Origin of the sequence: Rhodococcus sp. TAF43 (genome assembly GCF_052113525.1) — a bacterium.
In the GTDB taxonomy this organism is placed as follows: Bacteria; Actinomycetota; Actinomycetes; order Mycobacteriales; family Mycobacteriaceae; genus Prescottella.
In genome coordinates this window covers 142422-168942 of sequence record NZ_JBFRDL010000011.1, presented here as the reverse complement: position 1 = coordinate 168942, position 26521 = coordinate 142422, and the positions used below count along the sequence as shown (strand labels likewise).

At 68.6% G+C, this 26521-nt stretch carries 20 protein-coding genes and 2 tRNA genes; 17 read left to right on the top strand and 5 right to left on the bottom strand.

Features of this window, described 5'->3' with window-relative positions; translation table 11 throughout:
• The first annotated feature begins 73 nt into the window (after positions 1-73).
• Positions 74-1327 (top strand): DNA polymerase IV, encoded by a 1254-nt coding sequence (gene dinB / locus AB4Z09_RS10315; RefSeq protein ID WP_442239654.1) that lies wholly within the window; start codon positions 74-76, stop codon positions 1325-1327.
• 12 nt (positions 1328-1339) lie between these two features.
• On the opposite strand, the gene AB4Z09_RS10310 is transcribed toward dinB, so the two are convergent.
• Both AB4Z09_RS10310 and AB4Z09_RS10305 read right to left on the bottom strand, forming a co-directional pair.
• Entirely contained in the window at positions 1340-2473 is a 1134-nt protein-coding gene (locus AB4Z09_RS10310; RefSeq protein ID WP_114719026.1) for a nitronate monooxygenase, read from the bottom strand.
• A 271-nt stretch (positions 2474-2744) separates the two neighbouring features.
• Positions 2745-2818, bottom strand: a tRNA-Gly gene (locus tag AB4Z09_RS10305).
• 139 nt (positions 2819-2957) lie between these two features.
• Here AB4Z09_RS10305 and AB4Z09_RS10300 point away from each other — a divergent pair.
• The 5 genes from AB4Z09_RS10300 (at position 2958) to clpX (ending at position 7533) form a co-directional block, all read left to right on the top strand.
• Positions 2958-3034, top strand: a tRNA-Pro gene (locus AB4Z09_RS10300).
• A 90-nt stretch (positions 3035-3124) separates the two neighbouring features.
• On the top strand, positions 3125-4489 hold the full coding sequence (gene tig, locus AB4Z09_RS10295) for a trigger factor (RefSeq protein WP_114719027.1): 1365 nt from the start codon (positions 3125-3127) through the stop codon (positions 4487-4489).
• Between the two features lie 146 nt (positions 4490-4635).
• Positions 4636-5244: an ATP-dependent Clp protease proteolytic subunit gene (locus AB4Z09_RS10290; RefSeq protein ID WP_258557635.1), complete on the top strand. Its 609-nt coding sequence runs from the start codon at positions 4636-4638 to the stop codon at positions 5242-5244.
• 45 nt (positions 5245-5289) lie between these two features.
• Positions 5290-5961, top strand: a complete 672-nt coding sequence (locus AB4Z09_RS10285) for an ATP-dependent Clp protease proteolytic subunit (protein WP_114719028.1) — start codon at positions 5290-5292, stop codon at positions 5959-5961.
• 294 nt (positions 5962-6255) lie between these two features.
• Positions 6256-7533 (top strand): ATP-dependent Clp protease ATP-binding subunit ClpX, encoded by a 1278-nt coding sequence (gene clpX, locus AB4Z09_RS10280; RefSeq protein ID WP_114719029.1) that lies wholly within the window; start codon positions 6256-6258, stop codon positions 7531-7533.
• A 207-nt stretch (positions 7534-7740) separates the two neighbouring features.
• Here the strand turns inward: clpX and AB4Z09_RS10275 are convergent, their stop codons facing one another.
• Positions 7741-8376: a TetR/AcrR family transcriptional regulator gene (locus AB4Z09_RS10275; protein ID WP_174911445.1), complete on the bottom strand. Its 636-nt coding sequence runs from the start codon at positions 8374-8376 to the stop codon at positions 7741-7743.
• A 77-nt stretch (positions 8377-8453) separates the two neighbouring features.
• On the opposite strand from AB4Z09_RS10275, the gene AB4Z09_RS10270 reads away from it, so the two are divergent.
• Positions 8454-9656, top strand: coding sequence for an alpha/beta hydrolase family protein (locus AB4Z09_RS10270; RefSeq protein ID WP_441346826.1), 1203 nt, complete (start codon positions 8454-8456; stop codon positions 9654-9656).
• Between the two features lie 122 nt (positions 9657-9778).
• On the opposite strand, the gene fdhD is transcribed toward AB4Z09_RS10270, so the two are convergent.
• Positions 9779-10603: a formate dehydrogenase accessory sulfurtransferase FdhD gene (fdhD, locus tag AB4Z09_RS10265; protein ID WP_114719032.1), complete on the bottom strand. Its 825-nt coding sequence runs from the start codon at positions 10601-10603 to the stop codon at positions 9779-9781.
• Entirely contained in the window at positions 10603-12915 is a 2313-nt protein-coding gene (locus AB4Z09_RS10260; RefSeq protein ID WP_442239653.1) for an FdhF/YdeP family oxidoreductase, read from the bottom strand. The genes fdhD and AB4Z09_RS10260 overlap by 1 nt, the downstream gene beginning before the upstream one ends.
• Before the next feature lie 171 nt (positions 12916-13086).
• Here AB4Z09_RS10260 and AB4Z09_RS10255 point away from each other — a divergent pair, with 171 nt between their 5' ends.
• The 10 genes from AB4Z09_RS10255 (at position 13087) to rpmA (ending at position 26477) form a co-directional block, all read left to right on the top strand.
• Positions 13087-14082, top strand: a complete 996-nt coding sequence (locus tag AB4Z09_RS10255) for an iron-siderophore ABC transporter substrate-binding protein (RefSeq protein WP_442239652.1) — start codon at positions 13087-13089, stop codon at positions 14080-14082.
• Between the two features lie 22 nt (positions 14083-14104).
• The gene (locus AB4Z09_RS10250; protein WP_174911433.1) at positions 14105-14713 is read left to right on the top strand and encodes a GNAT family N-acetyltransferase; all 609 of its coding nucleotides are present in this window, start codon (positions 14105-14107) and stop codon (positions 14711-14713) included.
• Between the two features lie 135 nt (positions 14714-14848).
• A complete protein-coding gene (locus tag AB4Z09_RS10245) occupies positions 14849-16825 on the top strand; it encodes an alpha/beta fold hydrolase (protein WP_442239673.1) in 1977 nt (658 codons plus the stop codon).
• Between the two features lie 141 nt (positions 16826-16966).
• Positions 16967-19627, top strand: a complete 2661-nt coding sequence (locus AB4Z09_RS10240) for a valine--tRNA ligase (RefSeq protein ID WP_174911428.1) — start codon at positions 16967-16969, stop codon at positions 19625-19627.
• Positions 19624-21054, top strand: coding sequence for a bifunctional tetrahydrofolate synthase/dihydrofolate synthase (folC, locus tag AB4Z09_RS10235; protein WP_442239651.1), 1431 nt, complete (start codon positions 19624-19626; stop codon positions 21052-21054). Before AB4Z09_RS10240 ends, folC begins: the two co-directional genes overlap by 4 nt.
• On the top strand, positions 21051-21452 hold the full coding sequence (locus AB4Z09_RS10230; protein WP_254622574.1) for a DUF4233 domain-containing protein: 402 nt from the start codon (positions 21051-21053) through the stop codon (positions 21450-21452). Before folC ends, AB4Z09_RS10230 begins: the two co-directional genes overlap by 4 nt.
• An 18-nt stretch (positions 21453-21470) precedes the next feature.
• Positions 21471-21890 carry a nucleoside-diphosphate kinase gene (ndk, locus tag AB4Z09_RS10225; protein ID WP_114719040.1) on the top strand — a complete coding sequence of 140 codons (420 nt, stop codon included), beginning with the start codon at positions 21471-21473 and terminating at the stop codon, positions 21888-21890.
• A 454-nt stretch (positions 21891-22344) separates the two neighbouring features.
• Positions 22345-25599, top strand: coding sequence for a translation initiation factor IF-2 N-terminal domain-containing protein (locus AB4Z09_RS10220; protein ID WP_442239650.1), 3255 nt, complete (start codon positions 22345-22347; stop codon positions 25597-25599).
• Between the two features lie 267 nt (positions 25600-25866).
• Positions 25867-26178, top strand: a complete 312-nt coding sequence (gene rplU / locus AB4Z09_RS10215; protein WP_005512259.1) for a 50S ribosomal protein L21 — start codon at positions 25867-25869, stop codon at positions 26176-26178.
• Positions 26179-26213: 35 nt separating this feature from the next.
• A complete protein-coding gene (rpmA, locus tag AB4Z09_RS10210) occupies positions 26214-26477 on the top strand; it encodes a 50S ribosomal protein L27 (protein WP_013416501.1) in 264 nt (87 codons plus the stop codon).
• Positions 26478-26521: the final 44 nt, after the last annotated feature.

The following is a 26521-nucleotide window of genomic DNA, read 5'->3' as shown; positions in this document are numbered from 1 at the left end:
ACATTGTCAAGGATACCGGGGGCGGGCGTGGCGTGATCGTGTCTCGAATCCTGTCGGTGGTCGATGCGAACATATGTTCGTGTCCGACGTCGTCGATCGTTCCCCGCCGCCGCAGCGTGCCGAGGCGACGATCCTGCACGCCGATCTGGACGCGTTCTACGCCTCGGTGGAGCAGCGCGACGATCCGGGCCTGCGGGGGCGGCCGGTGATCGTGGGCGGGGGAGTGGTCCTCGCGGCCAGCTACGAGGCGAAGGCGTTCGGGGTGCGCACCGCGAGCAGCGGATCGGAGGCGCGGCGGCGATGCCCGCACGCGATCGTCGTCCCGCCCCGGATGTCCGCGTATGCGCGGGCCAGCCGCGAGGTGTTCGACGTCTTCCGGAACACGACACCCCTGGTCGAGGGCATCTCGATCGACGAGGCATTCCTCGACGTCGGCGGGTTGAGCCGGATCAGCGGCAGTCCGCGACAGATCGCGGAGCGGTTGCGCCGAGACGTGCGCGAACAGGTGGGGCTGCCGATCACGGTCGGCATCGCGCGGACGAAATTCCTGGCCAAGGTCGCCAGTGCGGTGGGGAAGCCGGACGGGCTGCTGCTGGTGCCGCCGGATCGCGAGCTCGAGTTCCTGCATCCGTTGCCGATCGAACGACTGTGGGGTGTCGGGGCCGTGACCTCGGCGAAGCTGCACGGGTACGGCGTTCGGACTGTCGCGGAACTCGCGGCTCTGTCCGAGCGCGAACTGTCCACCGTGGTCGGACCGGGCTCCGCCCGGCATCTGCACGCGCTGGCGTGGGCCCGCGATCCGCGGCGGGTCGAGACGGCGCGCCGGCGTCGGTCGATCGGGGCGCAGAGTGCCCTCGGGCGTCGGGTGCGAAGCTTTGCCGAGATCGAGACGATCGCCGCCGCGCTGGTGGACCGCGTGGCGAGGCGCCTGCGGGCGGCCGGGCGGGTGTGCCGCACGGTGGTGATCCGGATGAGGTTCGCGGACTTCGGGCGCGCCACCCGTTCGGCCACCCTCGGCGAGGCCTCGGCACGCACCGAGACCATTCTCGCCGCGGTGCGATCGCTGCTGGAGCAGTCGCGGCCGCTGATCGCCGAGCGGGGACTGACGCTGATCGGTGTCGCACTGTCGAACCTGGACGCGGAAGGCGCCGAACAGCTCGCGCTGCCGTTCGAGCCGGACACCGGGAGCTCGTCGAAGGAGTCCGACGGTGTCCGCCTCGACGGCGCGCTCGACGCGGTGCGGGCGAAATTCGGATCGGTCGCGGTCACCCGCGCCGCGCTGCTCGGTCGCGACGGTGGTGACAGCGTCCCGCTCCTGCCCGACTAGTGCGAGTGCCGGTCAGGCGTTGGCGGCCTCGTTCAGACGCTCCAGGGTTCCGGTGGCCTCGAGGTACTCCTGCACCCAACGTTCGATGACCGCCGCGGTCTTCTCCACCTTGGTGAACTGGCCGACGACCTGACCCACGGGRTTGAACGCGACGTCGACGGTCTCGTCGGGGTACTTGTGGGTGGCGGCCACGGCCATGCCGGACACCATGTACTGCAGCGGCATGCCGAGGGGCTCCGGGTTGCCTGCCTTCTCCCACGCCTCGGTCCAGTCGTTGCGCAGCATCCGGCAGGGCTTGCCTGTGAACGAGCGGCTGCGCACCGTGTCGCGACTGCCGGCATTCGCGTAGGCGGCCTGCTGGACGGCGGTGTTCTCGGCCTCCTCGACCATGAGCCACTGCGAACCCGACCACGCGCCCTGGGCGCCCATGGCGAGCGCGGCCGCGATCTGCTGGCCGCTGCCGATGCCACCCGCCGCCAGCACGGGAATCGGGGCAACCTCCTTGACGACCTGCGGCCACAGCACGATCGAGCCGACCTCGCCGCAGTGGCCGCCGCCCTCGCCGCCCTGCGCGATGATGATGTCGACGCCGGCGTCCGCGTGCTTGCGGGCCTGGTAGGGCGATCCGCACAGCGCCGCGACCTTCCGGCCCGACGCGTGGATGTGCTCGATCATGTCCGCGGGCGGGGTGCCGAGGGCATTGGCGATCAGCGTGACCTTCGGGTGCTGGAGTGCCACCTCGACCTGCGGGGTGGCGGTGGCCTCGGTCCAGCCGAGCAGCTGCAGCGAGTTCTCGTGGCCGTCGGCCGGCGTGGGGACACCGTGATCGGTGAGGATGCCGCGAGCGAAGTCGAGCGTCTCCTGCGGCACCATCGACTGCAGCATCTTGGTCAGTTCGTCGGCGGACAGATTCGAGTCCATGCCCTCGTACTTGTTCGGGATCACGATGTCGACGCCGTAGGGGTGGTCGCCGATGTGCTCGTCGATCCACTTCAGCTCGATCTCGAGTTCCTCGGGTGTGAACCCCACGGCGCCGAGAACGCCGAATCCGCCGGCCTTGCTGACGGCGACCACGACGTCGCGGCAATGGGTGAAGGCGAAGATCGGGAACTCGATTCCGAGATCGTCGCAGAGTGGGGTGTGCATCCGGCACTCCTTCGGGGGGTGGAAGTCGGAAATCTGTAACAGGTTCCAACTTAGGTCAGGCATCCCTGGTGTGCGGCGGGAATCACGAAGCGGCCGAAGCTCCGAGTAATGTGACAAGAGTCACTCGACGGTGGTCTGGTCGGGCGGCGGATTCGCGCGCGCTCGGCGGGGGCGGCGCGGGGTCGGATGGGTGATGGGTTCCGAAGGGGCGGAAACAAGAAAAACCCCCACCGTTCGGACATATATCCGAACGGTGGGGGTTTCCTCCGTGTGGAGGGGATGACGGGAATCGAACCCGCGTAATCAGTTTGGAAGACTGAGGCTCTACCATTGAGCTACATCCCCGTGCATACGACATTTGTGGGATCGCCAGCGATGTCGTCTGCGAGATGAGACTGTACCCAACCTCGCTTTGGATTTCATAATCGGGGGGCCGTAGGATTCTGCCTCGGGTCCTCGCGAGGTTGGCGGAGGCCTGTTCTGACGGGGTGTGGCGCAGCTTGGTAGCGCATCCGCTTTGGGAGCGGAGGGTCGCAGGTTCAAATCCTGTCACCCCGACCAGACGCGTGGCAGGGCCGACAATCCGGTCCTGCCACGAAGAGACACGAGATATCGAATCAAAGAGCACCACCACACGAAGGAGCCAGATCCGTGAAGAGCACCGTCGAGCAGCTCAGCCCGACGCGAGTCCGTATCAACGTTGAGGTGCCCTTCGAGGAGCTCAAGCCTGATTTCGACAAGGCCTACAAGGCGCTCGCGCAGCAGATCCGTCTCCCCGGCTTCCGTCCGGGCAAGGCTCCGGCCAAGCTGCTCGAGGCTCGTGTCGGTCGTGGCGCGGTGCTCGAGCAGGTCGTCAACGACGCCCTCCCGTCCCGCTACTCCGAGGCCGTCAACGCCTCCGAGGTGAAGGTCATCGGCCAGCCGGAGATCGAGATCACCAAGCTCGAGGACGGCCAGGAGCTCACGTTCACCGCCGAGGTCGACGTCCGCCCCGAGATCACCCTGCCGGACTTCTCCACCGTCGCCGTCACGGTCGACCCGATCGAGGTCACCGACGAGGCAGTCGCCGAGCAGCTGCTGTCGCTGCGTCAGCGCTTCGGCACCCTGAAGGGTGTCGAGCGTGAGGTTCAGGACGGCGACTTCGTGTCGATCGACCTGTCCGCCACCGTCGACGGCCAGGCCGTTCCGGAGGCCACCGCGTCGGGTCTGTCCCACGAGGTCGGCTCGGGACAGCTGATCGAGGGCCTCGACGAGGCCATCGTCGGCGTCAAGGCCGGCGAGTCGAAGGACTTCACCTCCAAGCTGGTCGCCGGCGAGTTCGCGGGCCAGGAGGCGGTCATCACCGTCACCGTCGGTTCCGTCAAGGAGCGCGAGCTGCCCGAGGCCGACGACGAGTTCGCCCAGATGGCAAGCGAGTTCGACACCCTCGAAGAGCTCGAGGCCGACCTGCGTGAGCGCGTCGCACGCGTCCGCAAGGTCGAGCAGGCCGGCCAGATCCGCGACAAGGTGCTCGAGGCTCTGCTCGAGACCGTCGAGGTCCCGCTGCCCGAGGCCGTCGTCAAGGCCGAGGTCGACGCCGCGCTGCACGACGCGATCCACGGTCTGGACCACAACGAGGAGAAGCTGAACGAGCTCCTCGAGTCGCAGGGCACCACGCGTGAGCAGTTCGACGCGGACGCCAAGGAGGCTGCCGAGCGCTCGGTGAAGACCCAGCTGCTGCTCGACGCCATCGCCGACGCCGCGGGCACCACCGTCGGCCAGGACGAGCTCACCGAGCGCATCCTGTTCCAGGCGCAGCGCTACGGCATGGCTCCGGAGCAGTTCATCCAGCAGATCCAGCAGGCCAACCAGCTCGGCGCCGTCTTCGCGGACGTGCGACGTGGCAAGGCGCTTGCCGGTGTCGTCGACGCCGCGACCGTCACCGACACCGCCGGTGCAGCGATCGACACCGCCGAGATGTTCGGCACCGCAGAGGCGGAGGCCGACGAGGCCGAGGCCGAGGGCGACGACAAGTAGCACCCCGGCGGAACGACGCCTGCCACCCCCGGTGGGCGCGAGTATTTCCGCTTTCAGCGAAGTAGGGCGGCACCGGGACTCCGGTGCCGCCCTACTTCGTTAGTGTCAGTGTCRGGAACCAACGACTTATCGAGAAGGCAGGTACCGTGACTTACCAGAATCCCGCCATGACTTCAGCCACCTCCGGTCTGAATCTCAGCGACTCGGTGTACGAACGCCTGCTTCGCGAGCGCATCATCTTCCTCGGTACGCAGGTGGACGACGACATCGCGAACAAGCTGTGCGCCCAGATCCTGCTGCTGTCGGCAGAGGACCCCACCCGGGACATCTCCCTGTACATCAACTCGCCCGGCGGCTCGGTCACGGCAGGCATGGCGATCTTCGACACCATGCAGTTCGCCGAGTGCGACGTCGCGACCTTCGGCATGGGCCTGGCCGCCTCGATGGGGCAGTTCCTCCTGTCGGCCGGCACCAAGGGCAAGCGGTACGCCCTGCCGCACGCGCGGATCATGATGCACCAGCCGTCGGCCGGCATCGGCGGCACCGCGTCCGACATCGCGATCATGGCGGAGCAGTTCGCGCACACCAAGCGCGAGATGGCCGAGCTCATCGCGGAGCACACCGGCCAGACCGTCGAGCAGATCACTGCGGACTCGGACCGTGACCGCTGGTTCACCGCGAAGGAAGCGCTCCAGTACGGCTTCGTCGACCACGTCATCACCCGCGCGCGGCAGGCGGGCGGCGCAGGCAACTAGCCCGCAACGCATCCGACCTTCCGCCCACACCATCTTGGAGAACTGATGACCAACCTCTTCGATCCCCGTGCCGCCCACGCGCTCGGCGGCCAGGCTCCGGCCGGCGCTCAGTCGCGCTACATCCTGCCCTCGTTCATCGAGCACTCCAGCTACGGCGTCAAGGAGTCCAACCCCTACAACAAGCTGTTCGAGGAGCGCATCATCTTCCTCGGCGTGCAGGTGGACGACGCGTCGGCGAACGACGTCATGGCGCAGCTGCTGGTGCTCGAGTCGCTCGACCCGGACCGCGACATCACCATGTACATCAACTCGCCGGGCGGCTCGTTCACGTCGCTGATGGCGATCTACGACACGATGCAGTACGTGCGGGCCGACATCACGACGGTCTGCCTCGGCCAGGCCGCGTCGGCCGCGGCCGTCCTGCTCGCTGCCGGCACGCCCGGCAAGCGCCTCGCGCTGCCGAACGCCCGTGTGCTGATCCATCAGCCCGCGACCGGTGGCATCCAGGGTCAGGTCTCCGATCTGGAGATCCAGGCTGCGGAGATCGAGCGCATGCGCCGACTGATGGAGACCACGCTCTCGAAGCACACCGGCAGGGATCCTGACGTCATCCGCAAGGACACCGACCGCGACAAGATTCTGACGGCGGAAGAGGCGAAGGAGTACGGCATCATCGACGACGTCCTCCAGTACCGGAAGCTGTCCGCCCAGAAGTGATGTGGGGCATCCCGGTTCGCCGACACGCCGAGTGATCGGATTGCGGCGGACCGGGGTGCACACCCGTCAAGCTGGGGCATTCCGCGTTCTTCACGCGGATGTGATTCATGTGTCGGAATCGTGTTCGCCGTGTGGGAATCACCGGCTTTTGGTCGACCTCGTTCCCGATCTGCGGGTACGGTCACACCATGGGCCTTCGATCCTGAGCCGAGGGCACGCGATCGCTGAACAGCGATCCGCGGGGATTCGGGTGAGGGTGTTCGCACGTAGACAAGGAAGTAGGGACCTTACGAGATGGCACGCATCGGTGACGGCGGCGATCTGCTCAAGTGCTCGTTCTGCGGTAAGAGCCAGAAGCAGGTCAAGAAGCTCATTGCGGGACCCGGGGTCTACATCTGCGACGAATGCATCGATCTGTGCAACGAGATCATCGAGGAAGAGCTGGCGGAGTCCAGTGAGGTCAAGCTCGACGAGCTGCCCAAGCCCGCGGAGATCCGCGACTTCCTCGAGAACTATGTGATCGGTCAGGACGCTGCGAAGCGGACGTTGGCGGTGGCGGTCTACAACCATTACAAGCGCATCCAGGCGGGCGACCGCAGTCGGGACGCGCGCGGTGAGACCGTCGAGTTGGCGAAGTCGAACATCCTCATGCTCGGCCCCACCGGCTGCGGCAAGACCTACCTCGCGCAGACGCTGGCGAAGATGCTCAACGTGCCCTTCGCGATCGCGGACGCGACGGCACTGACCGAGGCCGGATACGTCGGTGAGGATGTCGAGAACATCCTGCTGAAGCTGATCCAGGCCGCCGACTACGACGTCAAGCGCGCCGAGACCGGCATCATCTACATCGACGAGGTCGACAAGATCGCCCGCAAGAGCGAGAACCCGTCGATCACGCGGGACGTGTCCGGTGAGGGTGTGCAGCAGGCGCTGCTGAAGATCCTCGAGGGCACGCAGGCGAGTGTGCCGCCGCAGGGTGGGCGCAAGCACCCGCACCAGGAGTTCATCCAGATCGACACCACCAACGTGCTCTTCATCGTGGCGGGTGCGTTCGCCGGTCTCGAAAAGATCGTCTCCGATCGGGTCGGCAAGCGCGGCATCGGCTTCGGCGCCGAGGTCCGCTCGAAGGCCGAGATCGACACGCAGGACCACTTCGCGGAGGTCATGCCCGAGGACCTGATCAAGTTCGGTCTTATTCCCGAGTTCATCGGCCGGCTTCCGGTCGTGGCGTCGGTGACCAATCTCGACAAGGAATCTCTGGTCAAGATCCTCTCCGAGCCGAAGAACGCGCTCGTCAAGCAGTACACCCGCCTGTTCGACATGGACGGCGTCGAACTCGAGTTCACGGTGGACGCGCTGGAGGCGATCGCGGATCAGGCGATCCACCGTGGCACGGGTGCCCGTGGGCTGCGCGCGATCATGGAGGAAGTCCTGCTCCCGGTGATGTACGACATCCCCAGTCGTGACGATGTCGCGAAGGTGGTCGTCACCGCGGAGACCGTCAACGACAACGTCCTGCCGACGATCGTGCCGCGCAAGCCGGAGCGGGAGCGTCGCGACAAGTCGGCATAGGTACCGGGTGGTCCTGAACAAGGACTCTCCGCCAGTTCCACCACGCCTCGTGCGCCCGGTTGATTCGGATCAGGTCCGAATCGGCCGGGCGCACGTTGCTGTGCGCCGACCGGGTTCCGGTGTCGGCTCAGGGCCCTCGTCGCACCCGCGGCGCGTGCGGGGCAGTGTCCCTCCGATTCCGATGTGGTGCACCAGCATCCGGCCGTCTCAGGTGGCGCGCAGAACTGCGATCGCGAGCGAGGTCAGCTCGGTTTCGAACGCCTCGAGGTCGCGAGTCGTCCCGGCGGTGGCTTCTCGCTCCCAGGTGGCCATCGCCGACACGACGAATCGGGCCATCATGGCCACCCTCCGTGCGCGGGCGTCGGGAGTCAGGTGGGTGAGTTCGTCGGTGATGCCGGCGAACAGTTCCTGGAGTAGTTTCATCCCGCCGATCCGGGGGTACCTGGGATCGGCGGGGACCAGCGATGTCGGTGTCGAGACGAAGTCCAGGTGGACCCCGGTGAGCCACTGTTCGTTGAACCGTGCCCAGTAGGACGACGGCTCGCGGGCCGCGACCTCCGCGACGAAGGGGTGGATGTAGCAAGCGACCAGATGGGCGAGGCGGTCGGAGTCGCCGGAGTTCGCGAGCATGTCGGCGCGGAGCGCGTTGATGGAGCCCATGTGCTCGAGCCAGATCGCTTCGAGCAGGCCGTCCCACGAGCCGAAATGGTAGGTGAGTGCCGAATTGTTGCGCTGCCCCGCGGTTCTCACGATCTCCCTCGCGGACACCCCGTGCATGCCTCGTTCGGCGATGAGACGTTCGGCGACTTCGAGGATCGTGTCGCGAGCGTTCGGCGAATTCATAGCCGACAGCGTACTGAATGAGCTATCTTCATCGGGCTAAGACGCGTTTCTTAATCTGGAGGTTGTTCGTGAACACACTGACGAAGGCCGGGAGCGGCCGCACACGGGGCGTGGGACTCTTCACGCTCGTGGCGGCCACGTCGGTCGCGCTGGTGGCGGCGGGATGCAGCAGTAACAGCTCGGCCGAGGCCGACGGTGCGGCGACGCTGGAACCGGGTCAGCTGCTGTCGAGTCAGCAATTGCGGGGCGCCCCGGTCCTGCCCAGCGCGGCCCGCAGCGAGCTCATCACGTACGTCTCGCAGAACGCGCAGGGCGATCCCGTGGTCGTGTCGGGCACGGTGTCGATTCCGAAGACCTCCGCACCCGACGGCGGGTGGCCCGTCCTCAGCTGGGCCCACGGCACCACGGGTGTCTCCGACATCTGCGCGCCGTCCGCCGATTCGGACGACGGCCTCGCGCACGACTACCTCGGCGTGGTCGACGAGACCCTCGATCGCTACGTCGCCGACGGGTACGTCGTCGTGCAGACCGACTACGTCGGCATGGGCACGCCGGGCGGGCACCCGTACATGGACGGTGGGACGGAGGCCAACGCCGTCGTCGACATCGTGCGCGCGAGCCGCGAACTCGACGATTCGATCAGCAACCAGTGGTACGCGATGGGGCACAGCCAGGGTGGGCACGCCACGCTGTTCACCGCCGCGCAGGGTGCGGAGCGGGCACCGGAGCTGGATCTGCGGGGCGCGGTCGCGATCGCGCCGGGCAACGGCACGAGCCAGACGCCGGCGTACCTGGCCTCCGGAAACCCCGCAGTGGCACCGGCCCTCGCGTTCCTGCCGCTGATCCTGCTCGGCGCGGAGGCGGCCGATCCGTCAATCGACGCGGATTCGTACGTCACACCGACCTCCAAGGCGTTGCTGACCGCGGCCCGCAACGGCTGCGTCGCGCAGATCCGCGACGTGATCCCGTCGGTGCCCGTCGACCAGGCGTTCGCGCCCGGCGCGGATATGGACAAGTTGATCGGCTATCTGAAGAAGCAGGAGCCGGCGCAGCTGAAGCTCTCGGTTCCGACGATGATCCTGCAGGGCACCGCCGACACGCTGGTCGCCGAGCCGGGATCGAAGGCGTTGGCGAAGGCGTTGTGCGACAGCGGGTCGACGGTCGGCTACAAGACCTACGAGGGCGCCGATCATCGCGCCGCGGTTGCGGACTCCTTCGGCGACGCCGAGCAGTTCTTCCAGCAGTTGCAGGCGGGGGGGACACCCGCGGGCACCTGCTAGAACGGTCAAAGCAGCTGCGAGTAGCGCGGGGGATTGCCCACGAGTTCACCGGTGGCGACGGTGTCGACGAGTTCGACGACACCGTCGTCGTCGTCGCACTGCGCGGTGACGTGGTAGTGCCGTCACCGCTTGATGCGGTGCTCGCCGGTGTAGACGTTCATGCTCTCGCCGCGGAGGAACCCGACGAGTGTCATCCCCTGGTCCCGGGCCAGGTCGACCGCCAGTGAGGACGGCGCCGACACGGCGCCGAGCAGTGGGATGCCGGCCATCGCGGCCTTCTGCACGAGTTCGAACGAGGCCCGGCCACTGACGATCAGGACGGCATCGGACAGGGGGATCCGGCGCCCGGTCAGCGCCCAGCCGACGACCTTGTCGACCGCGTTGTGGCGACCGACGTCCTCACGCAGCGCGAGGAGCGCGCCGTCGGTCGTGAACAACCCGGCGGCGTGCAGCCCGCCGGTGGCCTCGAACACCCGTTGGCCCCGACGCAGAGTGGGTGGCATCGAGGACAGCGCGGCTGCGGTGACCTCGATTGTGCTGTCGGACAGTGTGAAGCGGCTGCGGGTCGCGACCTCGTCGAGCGATGCCTTCCCGCACACCCCGCACGCCGACGTGGTGAGGAACTCGCGTCGACCCCGGGTGCCCGGATCCGGAACGTCGGGCCCGAGTTCGACGTCGAGGACGTTGTAGGTGTTGGCGCCGTCGTCGTCGACGCCGTCGCAGTACCGGATCACCGAGACGTCCTGGACGCTGCCGATGATGCCCTCGGCCAGCAGGAACCCGTGGACCAGGTCGATGTCGTTGCCGGGCGTGCGCATCGTGACGGTGAGGGACCGCCCGCCGAGGCGGATCTCGAGAGGTTCCTCGACGGCCAGGGTGTCCGGGCGGTGCCGGGTCCCGTCCGGGGTGATGCGCAGGACGGGCCGCCGGGCGGTGACGCGTCCCATCAGCCGGCCCGGGCCGGTTCGAGCCGGACGACGATAGCCTTGGATACGGGTGTATTCGACTTGGCAGCAACGTGATCCAGGGGAACCAGCGGATTCGTCTCGGGGTAGTAGGCGGCCGCGTTGCCGCGGGGCGTGCTGTACTCGACGATCCGGAAGTCGTGGACGCGCCGCTCCTCGACCGTGCCGTCCGCGGTGGTCCATTCGGAGACCACGTCCACCGATTGCCCGTCGGACAGACCCATCTCGGCGATGTCGGCGGCGCTGACGAAGACCACTTTCCGCCCACCCTTGACACCGCGGTAGCGGTCGTCGAGGCCGTAGATCGTGGTGTTGTACTGGTCGTGGCTGCGCATCGTCTGCAGGATCAACCGTCCGGGCGGGGTCGGCACCCACTCGAGCGCGTTGACCGCGAAATTGGCCCTGCCGGTGTGGGTCCGGAACTCGCGTGCGTCTCGCGGCGGATGCGGTAGCTGGAAGCCGTCGGGTCGGCGCACCCGGGTGTTGTAGTCCTCGCAGCCCGGCACGACGCGGGAAATCGAATCCCGGATCAGGTCGTAGTCGCCCTCGAACTCGGCCCACGGCACCGAATGCTCGGACCCGAGCAGTTCGCGTGCGAGCCGGCAGACGATCGCGACCTCGCTGTGCAGGTGCTCACTCACCGGCTTCAGCCGTCCGCGGGACAGATGCACCATCGACATCGAATCCTCCACCGACACCAACTGCTTGCCGGTGGCCTGGACGTCGAGGTCGGTGCGGCCGAGGGTGGGCAGGATCAGCGCGGTGCGCCCGTGCACGACGTGGCTGCGGTTGAGCTTGGTCGAAACCTGCACGGTCAGTTCGCAGTTCCGCAGCGCCTGCTCGGTGGCCGCGGTGTCCGGGGTGGCGGCGACGAAGTTGCCGCCCATTGCCATGAACACCCGGGCGCGGCCGTCGCGCATCGCCCGGATCGCGTCGACGGTGTCCCACCCGTGCCGCCGCGGGCTCTCGATCGAGAACTCGGTGTCCAGGGCGGCCAGGAACTCCTCCGGCATCTTCTCCCAGATGCCCATGGTGCGGTCGCCCTGAACGTTGGAGTGGCCGCGGACCGGGCACACGCCGGCGCCCGGCTTGCCGATCATGCCGCGCATGAGCAACAGGTTCACGGCCTCCTGGATGGTGGCGACCGCGTGCGTCTGCTGGGTGAGTCCCATCGCCCAGCACGTGACGGTGCGGTCGGATTCGGCCAGCGCGCGGGCGGTGTCCTCGAGTTGCTGCATCGTCAGGCCGGTCGCCTCCACGACCGTGTCCAGGTCGACGGCGCGCACGTGGTCGGCGTACTCCTCGAACCCGGCGCAGTGCCGATCGACGAACGCGCGGTCGACGACGGTGCCCGGTGCGCGGTCCTCGGCCTCGAGCAGCAGTCGGCCCAGGCCCTGGAAGAGCGCCATGTCCCCGCCGAGTCGGATCTGCAGGAAGTCGTCGGCGATGTCGACTCCGCGGCCGAGGACGCCGCCGACCTTCTGGGGGTCCTTGAACCGGCGCAGGCCTGCCTCCGGCAACGGGTTGATCGCAATGATCCTGGCGCCGTTGGCCTTCGCCTTCTCGAGGGTGGACAGCATGCGCGGGTGGTTGGTGCCCGGGTTCTGTCCCGCGATGAGAATGAGATCGGCCTGCTCGAGGTCGGGTACCGACACCGAGCCCTTGCCGATGCCGATCGCCTCGGTGAGCGCGCTGCCCGACGACTCGTGGCACATGTTGGAGCAGTCCGGCATGTTGTTGGTGCCGAAGCTGCGAATCATCAACTGGTAGAGGAACGCCGCCTCGTTGCTGGTGCGGCCGGACGTGTAGAACACGGCCTCGTCGGGGCTGCCGAGCCCGCGCAGGTGGTCGCCGATCAGTCGGTAGGCGTCGTCCCACACGATCGGTTCGTAGTGCTCGCTGCCGGGGCGCAGCACCATCGGGTGCGCGAGCCGGCCCTGCTGGCCCAACCAGTAGTCGGTGTGCTCATCCAGCTCGGAGATCCGGTGCGCGGCGAAGAACTCGGGGGTGACGGTCCGGAGCGTGGCCTCCTCGGCGACCGCCTTGGCGCCGTTCTCGCAGAACTCGGCGGGCTTGCGGTGTCCGGGCGTCTCGGGCCAGGCGCAGCCGGGGCAGTCGAACCCGTGGCGTTGGTTGAGGCGGGTGAGGGTGCGCGCGGTGCGGGCGATGCCCATCTGCTCCACGGCGCGCTCCATCGATACGAGCACGGCCGGCACGCCGGCCGCGTAGTCCTTCGTGTGGCTGACGACGAGGTCGTTCTCGTCGATGTCTTCCCGGGGACCCTTACGCGTCATGGACCCATACTGGCCCCCGAATTCCCGCGATGCACGGTCCGACGCACCGAACCGCGGGGTAGGGTCGGTGAGCCTTACCTACTCGAGTGCTGGCTGTGGTCGCGAACGGAGGGTCTACCTATGGGGGATTGCGGACCTGGACACGGCTTCGGGACGGTCGGACGCCGGGACATGGGTGCCCTCTCGCGGAGGGGGTTCCTGATCGGTGGCACCGGTGCGCTGCTCGCGTTCGCGGCGGCATGCGCCGGCGCGGAATCCGGTGGCGGCGATTCCGACGACGCCCCCGGCGCGACCGTGGCCCACAAGTACGGGCAGACCACGGTGCCCGCCCAGCCCAAGCGGGTGGTGAGCGTCGGCTACAACGACCAGGACGCACTGCTGGCTCTCGGGACGGTGCCGGTCGGGGTGTTCGACTGGTACGGCGACTACCCGAGCGCGGTGTGGCCGTGGGCGCAGGACGAATTGGGTGAGGCGGAACTGCCGGTCATCGGCAGCGCGAGCACCGGCATCGATATCGAGAAGGTGGCGGGCGTCGCCCCCGACCTCATCGTGGGTACGTATTCGGGCCTCACGCAGGGCCAGTACGACAAGCTCTCCGCGATCGCCCCGACGGTGGCGCAACCGGCCGGGGTCGCGGACTACGGCGTGCGCTGGCAGGACCAGACCATGATCCTGGGGGAGGCACTGGGGCGGCAGGACCGAGCCGCCGAACTGGTGTCGGGGGTGCAGCAGCAGTTCACCGATGTCGCGCTCGCCAACCCGGTGTTCGCCGGCAAGACGGTGCTCGTCGGGGCGCTGAAGGGGCCCGGCCAGTTCGGGGTGTACGGACCGGAGGACCCCAAGGTTCGCTTCTTCAGCGAACTCGGATTCGTGAATCCGCCTGTGGCCGAGCAGATCCGCAAGACGAACTTTGCCGAGATCAGTACCGAGCAGCTGTCGCTCGCGAACGTCGACCTCCTCGTCTGGTACGCGGGGGGCGGGTTCGGCGACGATCTCCGCGCCGAGCTCGCGAAGACGCCGATCTATCGGACACTCGACGTCGTCGAGGACGGGCGCGCGGTCATCCTCGACGACGAGGCGGCGGAGGCCATGACGTGGAGCACCGTGCTGAGCCTGCCGTACGCGTTGCAGCAGATCCCGCCCCGAATCGCACCGCTGCTGGGCTGACCCGGCCGGTACTCTCGCGGTTATGGCAGCCGTCGTGCGACCCGTGACCCGACCGGACATTCCCGCGCTCTCACGTGCGCTGGCCGAGGCGTTCGACGACGATCCCGTGATGAGCTGGATGTTGCCCGACGCCTCGAAGCGGCCGGCCGGCCTGGCCCGGTTGTTCGCGGCGGAGATCCGCTACCACCATCTCTCCGGCGGGGGTGCGGAGCTGGCCGAGTCGGCCGACGGCACCATCGTCGGCGGTGCGCTGTGGGATCCGCCGGGCCGGTGGAAGCAGTCGGCGTTCGATTCCTTCCTGAGCCTGCCGACCGTGGCGCGCGCACTGGGCCGGTACCTGCGCGTCGGTGCCGAGGTCTCGCATGCGCTCGAGTCGGCACATCCCACCGAACCGCACTGGTATCTGGCGACCATCGGCACCTCCTCGGCAGGCCGCGGTGGCGGTTACGGCAAGGCACTGCTGAACTCGCGCCTGTCCCGCTGCGATGCCGAGGCGGCGCCGGCCTACCTCGAATCCAGCAAGCACGCGAACATCCCCTACTACGAACGCTTCGGGTTCGAGGTCACCGGAGAGATCGTGATCCCGAACGGTGGTCCGACACTGTGGAAGATGTGGCGCAATCCGCGGTGATCGCATCGTGAACGTGCACCGTGACGGCCGTCACGGGCCGTCTCGGCGTGGTACCAATCAGGGGTGACCTCGACCCCGCAGCACTCTCTCGGCACCCCCTTCCAGGACCTGGACGACTACCTCGCCCTGCCTCGCATGTCCGGCCTCGAGCTGTCCCCGGACGGCACCCGGCTCGTCGTCGCGCAGGCGGTGCTCGACGACACGGCCACCAAGTACGTGTCCGCGCTGTGGGAGATCGATCCGGCCGGTGCGGGCCCCGCGCGGCGGCTCACGTGGGGATCGAAGGGCGAATCCGGCGCCGCGTTCACCCACGACGGCGATCTGCTGTTCACGTCGACGCGGCCCTCGCCCGACGACTCCGACGACACGGCGGCGTCACTGTGGCGCCTGCCCGCCGCCGGTGGCGAGGCCTGCCGGGTGGCCGGACGCGGTGGCGGGATCGCGGGCGTGCGTGCCGCGCGGTCGGCGGCGCGCGTCGTGGTGAGCACCGGTGTCCTCGGGGCCTCCGGGACGGTCGAGGACGACGAGCGGATCCGCGGCGAGCGCAAGGACAAGAAGGTCTCGGCCGTCCTGCACACCGGATACCCGGTGCGGCACTGGGACCACGACCTCGGCCCCGACGTCCCGCACCTGCTGGCAGGTGCCACCAGCAGCGGTGCCGCCGAGGAAATCGTGCTCGACGACCTGACGCCGATGCCGGGCGTCGCGCTGCGCGACGCCGACTACGCGCTCGCCGACGACGGATCGTTCGTCGTCAGCACCTGGTCGGTCCCGGGTGTACTCGGCACGATGCGCACGATCCTGGTGCGGATCGACGTGGCGACGGGGGAGCGCACCACGCTCGTCGAGGACGACACGGCGGACTTGTTGCATCCGGCGATCTCGCCCGACGGCACGCAGGTCGTGTACCTGCGTGAATCCCACGGGGATCCGGAGCAGGCGCCACGAATCACGCTGCACCGCATCACCTTCGCGAGCCGGGTCGTCGAGGATCTCGCCCCGGGCTGGGATCGTTGGCCGACGGCCGTCGCGTGGCTGCCGGGCGGTGACGGCCTGCTCGTCACCGCCGACGACCGCGGTCGCGGCCCGATCTTCCTGCTGCGCGGCGATACACCGGCGGCGCTCACGACCGACGACGCCGCCTACACCGATCTGCGTCCGGCCCCGGACGGCTCCGCGGTGTACGCGATGCGCGCCTCGTACGCGCGGCCGCCGCACCCGGTGCGGATCGCCCTCGTCGGCGACGTCGGCTCCGTCACGGAACTGCGTGCCCCGTCGGTGTCGCCCCGGCTGCCCGGCCGCCTCGCCGAGGTAGTGGGGCAGGCCGCCGACGGCACCCCGCTGCGCTCGTGGCTGGCACTGCCCGACTCGGCGTCGGCGGAACGCCCGGCGCCGCTGCTGCTGTGGGTGCACGGCGGCCCGCTGAATTCGTGGAACACGTGGTCGTGGCGCTGGAACCCGTGGCTGCTGGTCGCCAAGGGGTACGCGGTGCTGCTGCCGGATCCCGCGCTGTCCACCGGATACGGTCAGGACTTCGTCCAACGCGGCTGGGGACAGTGGGGCAAGGCGCCCTACACCGATCTGATGGCGATCACCGACGCCGCGGAGGCGCTGCCGGAGATCGACGCGAAGCGAACGGCCGCGATGGGCGGCTCGTTCGGCGGCTACATGGCGAACTGGATCGCCGGCCACACCGACCGCTTCAAGGCGATCGTCACGCACGCGAGCCTGTGGGCGCTGGACCAGTTCGGTCCCACCACCGACGCCGCCTGGTACTGGCAGCGCGAGATGACGCCCGAGATGGCGTTCGAGAACTCCCCGCACCTGTACGTCGCCGACATCGTCACCCCGATGCTGGTGATCCATGGCGACAAGGACTACCGCGTGCCGATCGGTGAGGGACTGCGGCTCTGGTACGAACTGCTGTCCGAGTCGGGGCTGCCCGCCGACGCCCAGGGGGAGACCGACCACCGGTTCCTGTACTTCCCCGACGAGAACCACTGGGTGCTCAGCCCCCAGCACGCCAAGATCTGGTACCAGGTGGTGGAGTCGTTCCTCGCCGAGCACGTGCTCGAGGAGGACGTGCCACTGCCCGATGTACTGGGATCCTGATCCGCCGATTTGCGCACTTGTCGTTCCTGGACGGGCCGAGCCGGGACCGATAAGTGCGCAAAACGCGAGGGGGAGGGGCGGGGGCGATGGGGGCGCCGAGCCGGGTCCGGACGATTCGGCGGCACTGACTACGATTGGGGGGTGACCAGTGCGCCAGAGACTCCCCAGAACCCCGCAGACGCCCTCCCCAAGAGCTGGGATCCCAGTGCGGTAGAGGCCGACTTGTATCAGGGCTGGGTAGACGCCGGTTACTTCACGGCCGACCCGTCGAGCGACAATCCCGGCTACTCGATCGTGCTGCCGCCGCCGAACGTCACCGGCAGCCTCCACATGGGCCATGCGCTCGACCACACCCTGATGGACGCGCTGTGCCGCCGCAAGCGCATGCAGGGCTTCGAGGTGCTGTGGCTGCCCGGCATGGATCACGCCGGCATCGCGACGCAGACGATCGTCGAGAAGCAGTTGGCCGCGGACGGCAAGAAGAAGGAAGACTTCGGCCGCGAGCAGTTCATCGAGAAGGTCTGGGACTGGAAGCGCGAGTCCGGCGGCACCATCCAGGGCCAGATGCGTCGCATCGGCGACGGCGTCGACTGGTCCCGCGACCGCTTCACGATGGACGAGGGCCTCTCGCGCGCCGTCCAGACCATCTTCAAGCGCCTGTACGACGACGGCCTCATCTACCGCGCCGAGCGCCTCGTCAACTGGTCGCCGGTGCTGCAGACCGCGATCTCGGACATCGAGGTGAAGTTCGAGGAGGTCGAGGGCGAGCTCGTCTCGCTGCGCTACGGCTCGCTGAACGACGACGAGCCGCACGTCATCGTCGCGACCACCCGTGTCGAGACGATGCTCGGTGACACCGCGGTCGCCGTCCACCCCGACGACGAGCGCTACAAGCACCTCGTCGGCACCACGCTCGAGCACCCCTTCACCGGCCGGCAGATCCCGATCATCGCCGACGACTACGTCGACCCCGCGTTCGGCACCGGCGCCGTGAAGATCACGCCCGCGCACGACCCCAACGACTTCGAGATGGGCGTCCGGCACAGCCTGCCGATGCCGACCATCATGGACAAGACCGGCAAGATCGCCGACACCGGAACGCAGTTCGACGGCATGGACCGCTTCGAGGCCCGCGTGAAGGTCCGCGAGGTGCTCGCCGAGCAGGGCCGCGTCGTCGCCGAGAAGCGCCCGTACGTGCACAGCGTCGGCCACTCCGAGCGTTCGGGCGAGACCATCGAGCCGCGGCTGTCGATGCAGTGGTGGGTCAAGGTCGATGCGCTCGCCAAGGCCGCCGGTGACGCGGTTCGCAACGGCGACACCGTCATTCACCCCGCCAGCCAGGAGCCGCGCTGGTTCGCATGGGTCGACAACATGCACGACTGGTGCATCTCGCGCCAGCTGTGGTGGGGCCACCGCATCCCGATCTGGTACGGACCGAACGGCGAGGTGCAGTGCTTCGGCCCGGACGAGACCGCACCCGAGGGCTGGGAGCAGGACCCCGACGTCCTCGACACGTGGTTCTCGTCGGGCCTGTGGCCGTTCTCCACGATGGGCTGGCCCGACAAGACCCCCGAGATCGAGAAGTTCTACCCCACCAGCGTTCTCGTCACCGGCTACGACATCCTGTTCTTCTGGGTGGCCCGGATGATGATGTTCGGCACGTACGTGGCCGGCGACGACGCGGTGGGCGGCGGCAAGGTGCCGTTCCAGGACCTGTTCCTGCACGGCCTGGTCCGCGACCAGTTCGGCAAGAAGATGTCGAAGTCGCGCGGCAACGGCATCGACCCGCTCGACTGGGTCGACCGCTTCGGCGCCGACGCGCTGCGCTTCACGCTCGCCCGCGGCGCCAACCCGGGCAGCGACCTCGCCGTCGGTGAGGACCATGCGCAGTCGTCGCGGAACTTCGCGAACAAGCTGTTCAACGCCACCAAGTTCGCGCTGATGAACGGTGCCGTCGTCGCGGACCTGCCGGCGCGCGATCAGCTCACCGACGCCGACCGCTGGATCCTGGACCGGCTCGAGCAGGTCCGTACCGAGGTCGACGAGGCATTCGAGAAGTTCGAGTTCTCCAAGGCGTGCGAGGCGCTCTACCACTTCGCGTGGGACGAGGTGTGCGACTGGTACCTCGAGCTCGCCAAGGTGCAGCTGGCGGAGGGCTCCGACCACGCCGAGGGCACCAAGGCGGTCCTCGGAAACGTCCTCGACACGCTGCTGCGGATGCTGCACCCGGTGATCCCGTTCGTCACCGAGACGCTGTGGAAGGTGCTCACCGGTGGCGAGTCCGTCGTGATCGCCGACTGGCCGACCGCCACCGGCGTTGCCGCGGATCCCGTTGCCGCGCAGCGGATCGAGGACATGCAGCGCCTCGTCACCGAGGTGCGTCGTTTCCGCAGCGACCAGGGCCTCAAGCCGTCGCAGAAGGTGGCCGCGCGCCTGTCCGGTGCGGCCGACGCCGACGTCGAGGGCCAGCTCGCCTCGGTGGCGGCACTCGCCAAGCTCACCGAGCCCGCCGACGGCTTCTCCGCGACCGCCTCGGTCGAGGTGCGCCTGAGCAAGGCCACCGTGACCGTGGAACTCGACACGTCGGGCACCGTCGACCTGGGCGCCGAGAAGAAGCGTCTGGAGAAGGACCTCGCGGCCGCCGAGAAGGAGCTTGCGGGCACCACCGCGAAGCTGTCCAACGAGGCGTTCCTCGCGAAGGCCCCCGACGCGGTCGTCGACAAGATCCGCGCCCGTCAGCAGGTGGCGCAGGAGGAGATCGCCCGCATGTCCGCACGTCTGAAGGAGCTGGGCGGAGCGTGAGCACCGAACGCCCGGGAGATCCCACCCCGGTCGACCTCGCCGAACTCGCGCTCGTCGAGGCGGAACTGGACAAGCGCTGGCCCGAGACCAAGATCGAGCCGTCGCTGACCCGGATCTCCGCGTTGATGGATCTGCTCGGCTCGCCGCAGCTCAGCTACCCGGCCATCCATGTCGCCGGCACCAACGGCAAGACGTCGGTGACGCGGATGATCGACGCCCTGCTCACCCACCTGCATCGGCGGACCGGCCGGACCACCAGTCCGCACCTGCAGCTGGCGACCGAGCGGATCAGCATCGACGGCGCGCCGATCCCGGTGCGCACCTACATCGACACGTACCGCGAGCTCGAGCCGTACATCGCGATGATCGACAGGCAGTCCGAGGCTGCCGGTGGTCCCGCGATGAGCAAGTTCGAGGTCACCACGGCGATGGCCTACGCCGCCTTCGCGGAGGCGCCGGTCGACGTCGCGGTCGTCGAGACCGGTCTGGGCGGCAAGTGGGATGCCACCAACGTCATCAACGCCCAGGTCGCGGTGATCACGCCGATCGGGCTCGACCACGTCGAGTACCTGGGCCCCGACCTCGAGTCGATCGCGGGGGAGAAGGCCGGGATCATCAAGAAGGGTCGCGAGAGCGGAGTCGAGGGCGTCGCCCCGATCGACACCGTCGCGATCATCGCCGAGCAGAGCCCCGAGGCGATGGACGTGCTGCTGCGCCGGGCCGTCGAGGCGGACGCCGCGGTGGCGCGTGAGGGCTCGGAGTTCCGGGTACTGCGTCGGCAGATCGCGATCGGCGGCCAGCAGCTCGAGCTGCAGGGCCTCGGCGGCGTGTACGAGGACATCTTCCTGCCGCTGCATGGCGAGCACCAGGCGCGCAACGCGTCGCTCGCGCTCGCCGCGGTCGAGGCGTTCTTCGGTGCCGGACCCGACCGGCAGCTCGACGCGGATGCGATCCGTGCGGGCTTCGCGTCCGTCGTCAACCCGGGCCGTCTCGAACGGGTCCGCAGCGCGCCGACCGTGTTCCTCGATGCCGCGCACAACCCGCACGGGGCGCAGGCCCTGGCGGYCGCGCTGGTTGCCGAGTTCGACTTCCGCAAGCTCGTCGGTGTCGTCAGCGTCATGGGGGACAAGGACGTCGACGGCATCCTCGACGCACTCGAGCCTGTATTCGACGAGCTCGTCGTCACGCACAACGGATCGCCTCGGGCGATGGATGTCGAGGACCTCGCGAACCGTGCCGTGGCACGGTTCGGCGACGAGCGGGTCGTCGTCGCGCCCACCCTGGCCGACGCGCTCGAGACCGCGATCGGGCTGGCCGAGGAGGTCGCCGAGCCCGGTGAGGCAGTCTCGGGGGCGGGCGTCGTCGTCACCGGTTCGGTCGTCACCGCGGGCGTTGCCCGCTCCCTGTTCGGAAAGGACCCCGCGTGAGCGACACCCCAGAACCCCAGTTCCAGCCGCCGGCGAAGGATCCGTGGAAGGGCTTCCGCGGTGTGATGGCGGGAACCCTCATCCTCGAGGCGATCGTGGTGCTGTTGGCGCTACCCGTCGTTGCCGTCGTCAACTCGAAGGGCCTGACGTGGGCGTCGGGCCTGTACATCTGTGTGCTGGCGCTGCTGATGATCCTGGGCGCCGGAGTGCAGGGACGACCGTGGGCGATGAAGTTCAACCTCACGCTGCAGGTTCTCACGATCCTCGGCTTCTTCATCGACACCGCGCTCGGCGTGATCGGTCTTCTGTTCGGTGCGGTGTGGCTGTACATCGTGTACCTGCGCAAGGACATCGCGCGCCGGATCGAGCGGGGTCTGCTGCCGGGGCAACGAGACTGACCGTCTAGGCTGTTCGCCGTGACTGAGCGCACCCTGGTACTGATCAAGCCCGACGGCGTGGCCCGTGGCTATGTCGGCGAGATCCTCTCCCGCATCGAACGCAAGGGTCTGACCATTGCGGCGATGGAACTGCGGACGGCGCCCGGCGATGTCGCCGCGACGCATTACGCCGAACACGAAGGCAAGCCGTTCTACCCGGGGCTGCTCGACTTCATCACCTCCGGGCCGCTCGTGGCCGCTGTGCTCGAAGGCCCGCGCGCGATCGCCGCGTTCCGTCAGATCGCCGGTGGTACCGACCCGGTCGAGAAGGCGGTCCCCGGCACCATCCGTGCCGACCTGGCCCTCGACGGCGGACAGAATCTGGTCCACGGATCCGACTCCGTCGAGTCGGCCGAGCGTGAGATCGCGCTCTGGTTTCCCCAGCTCGCTCGGGCCTGAGGCCCACAACTCGGGACGCTCCCGGGCCGTCGTGCCCGCGGAGCGTCCCTTTGTTTTGCCACCTACCGGTGCGCCGATGAGAGGACACCCGGCCCAGGTGTGGGATACTGAAATCGGTCGGACCGCAATTTTGCTCCACGCGGATCCGATCGGATGACACCACGGTGCGAAGCCCGTCATCGCTGCCCTACCGGCGCAGGTAATCCCTGTTCCGTGCGGCACGCTGGATGATCAGGCGCTCACGTCGTGAACGGTCAGGCGCTCGCGCCGTGGATCGCCGCCATCCAGCCAGGCACCGCGCGATTCCGCAGTGATTAACGGACACTGTGAACCACGTGGAGCGAGACCATACAATCTCGTACCCCCGGTGCGAGTACACAACCATCGCCCCCGCGCGGCCGCGTCACATCCGATGAAAGACGGGTGGACGCGCCCGGGGGCTCGAGGAGAATACGTGGCCGATCAAGCGCCGCCCGAAACTGTTCAGGAACCGATCGCGGAAGCGTCGGTCGACCCGAGTACCACCCCGGTGCTCCCCGAGAAGATCCGCGTGCACGCGCTCGCCAAGCTGCTCGGTGTCACGAGCAAGCAGGTGCTCGCGGAGGCCGCAGCGCTGGGCACCGAGTTGCGCAGCGCGCAGTCCAGCCTCCAGCGCGATATCGCCGAGCGCATCCACGCCACCGTGTCCGGTGCCGCGCAGACCGCTCCGGCGGAGCCTGCCGCCGAGCCTGTCGTGGAGACCGCCTCCGCCGAGGCTGCCCCGGTCGAGCCCGAGCCCGCCGCGGAGCCCGCGCCCGCCGAGAAGCCCGCGCCCCGCAAGCGGGCGCGCAAGAAGGCCGCCCCGAAGGTCGAGGTCGCCGCAGAGCCGGTGATCGAGGCCGCCACCGAGACCGAAGCCCCCGCCGAGGCCACGCCCGTCGAGCCGGCCCGCTCCGGCGACGACTTCACCGGGCTCTTCACCAACGTCGAACTCGGCACCGAGCACGAGTCGGCCGCCGCACCCGCGGTGGTGCAGGCCCCGCTGTTCCTCCAGCCCGAAGCGGCCGCCGCCGAGACCGCACCGCGTCGTCGTCGCAGCCGTCGCGCGGCCGCCGCCCCCGAGGTGACCGACGAGTCGCAGACCGCGGCCGACGAAGCCGCGCCGGCCGCCGTCGCCGAGGACGCGGAGGCGACCTCCGGTGCCCGGGAAGACACGGAGAGCACCGAAGACACCGAAACCGCCGCGGGCGCCGAGAGCGCCGACGGCGGCGAGAGCGAGGGCGGTGAGCAGCAGCGCCGCCGTCGTCGTGGACGCCGTGGCCGCGGTCGAGGCCGTGGAGAGCAGCAGGCCGACGGCGCCGAGTCGGACGACACAGACGAGGCCGACAACGCCGAGAAGGCTCACGAGGCCGACAAGGCGACGGCTTCCGAGGACGACGCCGTGGAAGCGGCCGAGGCTCCCGAGTCCGCCGAGGACGAGCACGCCGAGTCGGACGAGTCCGGCGACAGCAGCCGTCGTCGTCGCCGCCGCCGTCGGCGCAAGGGCGGCAGCGACGGGGAGGTCTCGTCCGAGGACGATCCGCCGAACACCGTCGTCCACGAGCGTGAACCGCGCAACAAGGCCCGCGCCGTCAAGGACGAGGTCCAGGGCATCAGCGGCTCGACGCGGCTCGAGGCCAAGCGTCAGCGCCGTCGTGACGGCCGCGACGCCGGCCGTCGCCGTCCCCCGATCCTGAGCGAGTCCGAGTTCCTGGCACGCCGCGAGGCGGTCGACCGGGTCATGGTTGTCCGCGAGAAGGTCGGCGGCACCAACCCGGCGGCATCCACGCAGGTCGCGGTCCTCGAGGACGGCGTTCTGGTGGAGCACTTCGTCACGGGGTCGTCCTCGTCGTCGATGGTCGGCAACGTCTACCTCGGTCGCGTCCAGAACGTGCTGCCCAGCATGGAGGCCGCGTTCATCGACATCGGGCGTGGCCGCAACGGCGTGCTTTACGCCGGTGAGGTCAACTGGGAGGCGGCCGGTCTCGGCGGCAATTCCCGCAAGATCGAACAGGCCCTGCGGCCCGGCGACCAGGTGCTGGTCCAGGTCAGCAAGGATCCGGTCGGTCACAAGGGCGCGCGCCTGACGACGCAGATCAGCCTGGCCGGACGATTCCTGGTGTACGTGCCGGGTGGCACGTCGACCGGTATCAGCCGCAAGCTGCCCGACACCGAGCGCAAGCGCCTCAAGGAGATCCTCCGCGAGATCGTCCCGGCCGACGCCGGTGTGATCATTCGCACGGCGTCCGAGGGCGTCAGCGAGGAAGAGCTGTCGCGCGACGTCACCCGACTGCAGACGCAGTGGGCGACCATCGAGGAACAGGCCGCGAAGGCGAAGGAGGGCAAGTCGGGCACGCCGCAGGCGCTGTACGAGGAGCCCGATCTGCTCGTGAAGGTCGTCCGCGACCTGTTCAACGAGGATTTCTCGAAGCTCGTGATCGAGGGCGAGAAGGCCTGGAGCACGGTCGAGACCTACATCAAGACCGTCGCACCGGATCTGCTGCCGCGGGTGGAGCGGCACGTCGTGGAGTCCGGCACCCCGGACGTCTTCGAGACGCATCGCATCGACGAGCAGCTCGCCAAGGCGCTCGACCGCAAGGTGTGGCTGCCCTCGGGTGGCACGCTGGTGATCGACCGCACCGAGGCGATGACCGTCGTGGACGTCAACACCGGCAAGTTCACCGGTGCCGGCGGCAATCTCGAGGAGACGGTCACCCGTAACAACCTCGAAGCGGCCGAGGAGATCGTGCGGCAGATGCGCCTGCGCGACATCGGCGGCATGATCGTCGTCGACTTCATCGACATGGTGCTCGAGTCCAACCGCGATCTCGTCCTGCGTCGACTCACCGAGGCGCTCGGTCGGGACCGCACGCGGCACCAGGTATCCGAGGTCACGTCGCTCGGCCTGGTCCAGATGACCCGCAAGAAGCTGGGCACCGGACTGGTCGAGGCATTCTCGACGACGTGTGAGCACTGCCACGGTCGCGGGATCATCGTGCACAGCGAACCCGTCGAGGTGAAGTCGACCGACGACGGTGGCCGGGGCCAGTCCAAGGAGTCGGGTGGCCGCAAGAAGCGCGGTCGTGACCGCGCCGCCGCGGCTGCGCCGGAACCCGTGGCAGACGGGCAGCAGGCGCATCCGCACCCGAGTCCGGAAGAGTCGGCTGCGGACGCGACCGTGAAGCGGGCGCATCCGGTGGCGCTCGCGATGGCCTCGCATCACGGCGAGCACGAGTCGCATCCGGACGAGCACGCGTCGCACGAGGCCGGGGTCGAACTCGAACCCCAGCCCCAGGCGAAGTCCGAGCCGAAGCCCGAACCCGAGACGAAGCCCGAACCCGAGACGCCCGCGGCGTCCGACGCCGACACGGAGAAGGAGGCGGCCCCCCGGGGACGCCGCCGCAGCCGGCGGGTGTCCCGTGCGGCAGCCGCCCCGGTCGGTGAGACCTCCGACACGGGAACGGTGTTCGTGATTCCGGTCACGGAGCCCGAGTCCGCTCCGGAGCCCGAGTCGGTGCCGTCCGCTGCCCCCGAGGCGCCCAAAGAGGCGGCTCCTGCGGTCGCAGAGGCGTCAGTGGAGGCAGCAGGGCCCTCGGAGTCGTCGGACGGTGAGGTGCCCCTGGCACGTCGTCCGCGCCGCCGTCGTGCCGCTGCACGTCCCGCGGGCCCGCCGGTGGATGCCGAGGCTTGACGAATACTGTGGTAGGCCGCCGCTCCGTATGTGACACGGGGCGGCGGAGTGCCACATCGGGACCGGTCGACCGGCCAGTTTGACCCTGACGGTCGCCGTCCCGTAATCTTGACCGGTCGCTACCCGGCGATACCGCTCTGCTGCGCCCGATTTGGGCATACCACGGGCGCGCAAGGGGTAGCCGCCACACCAGACCAGTCGCGCAGCACTGAAAGCCTTTAGGGCAGCGGCGCGAGCACGTTCGAAGTAGCAAGGGGTAGCCGTCCGATGGCAACGTACGCGATCGTCAAGACCGGCGGAAAGCAGTACAAGGTCGCTGTTGGTGACCTCGTCAAGGTCGAGAAGATCGAGGGTGAGCCCGGCACCGCTGTCTCGCTTGCCCCGGTCCTCGTGGTCGATGGGTCCGAGCTGACCACCGACGCCGACAAGCTGGCGAAGATCTCCGTGACCGGTGAGGTCGTCGAGCACACCAAGGGCCCGAAGATCCGGATCCACAAGTTCAAGAACAAGACCGGCTACCACAAGCGCCAGGGTCACCGTCAGAAGCTGACGGTCCTCAAGGTCACCGGCATCAAGTAGCTCGAGCTTTTCACCGATTCCTGGAGGGATTCGACATGGCACATAAGAAGGGCGCATCCAGCTCCCGTAACGGTCGCGATTCAAACGCACAGCGACTCGGCGTCAAGCGCTTCGGCGGCCAGTCCGTCAGCGCCGGTGAGATCCTCGTGCGCCAGCGTGGCACCCACTTCCACCCCGGCGTCAACGTCGGTCGTGGCGGTGACGACACCCTGTTCGCTCTCGCTGCGGGCGCCGTCGAGTTCGGCACCAAGCGCGGGCGCAAGACCGTGAACATCGTTCCGGTCGCGGCAGAGGCCTAGGTCTGCTGCCACTTACGGTTCGGACTCGGTGACGAGTCCGATTC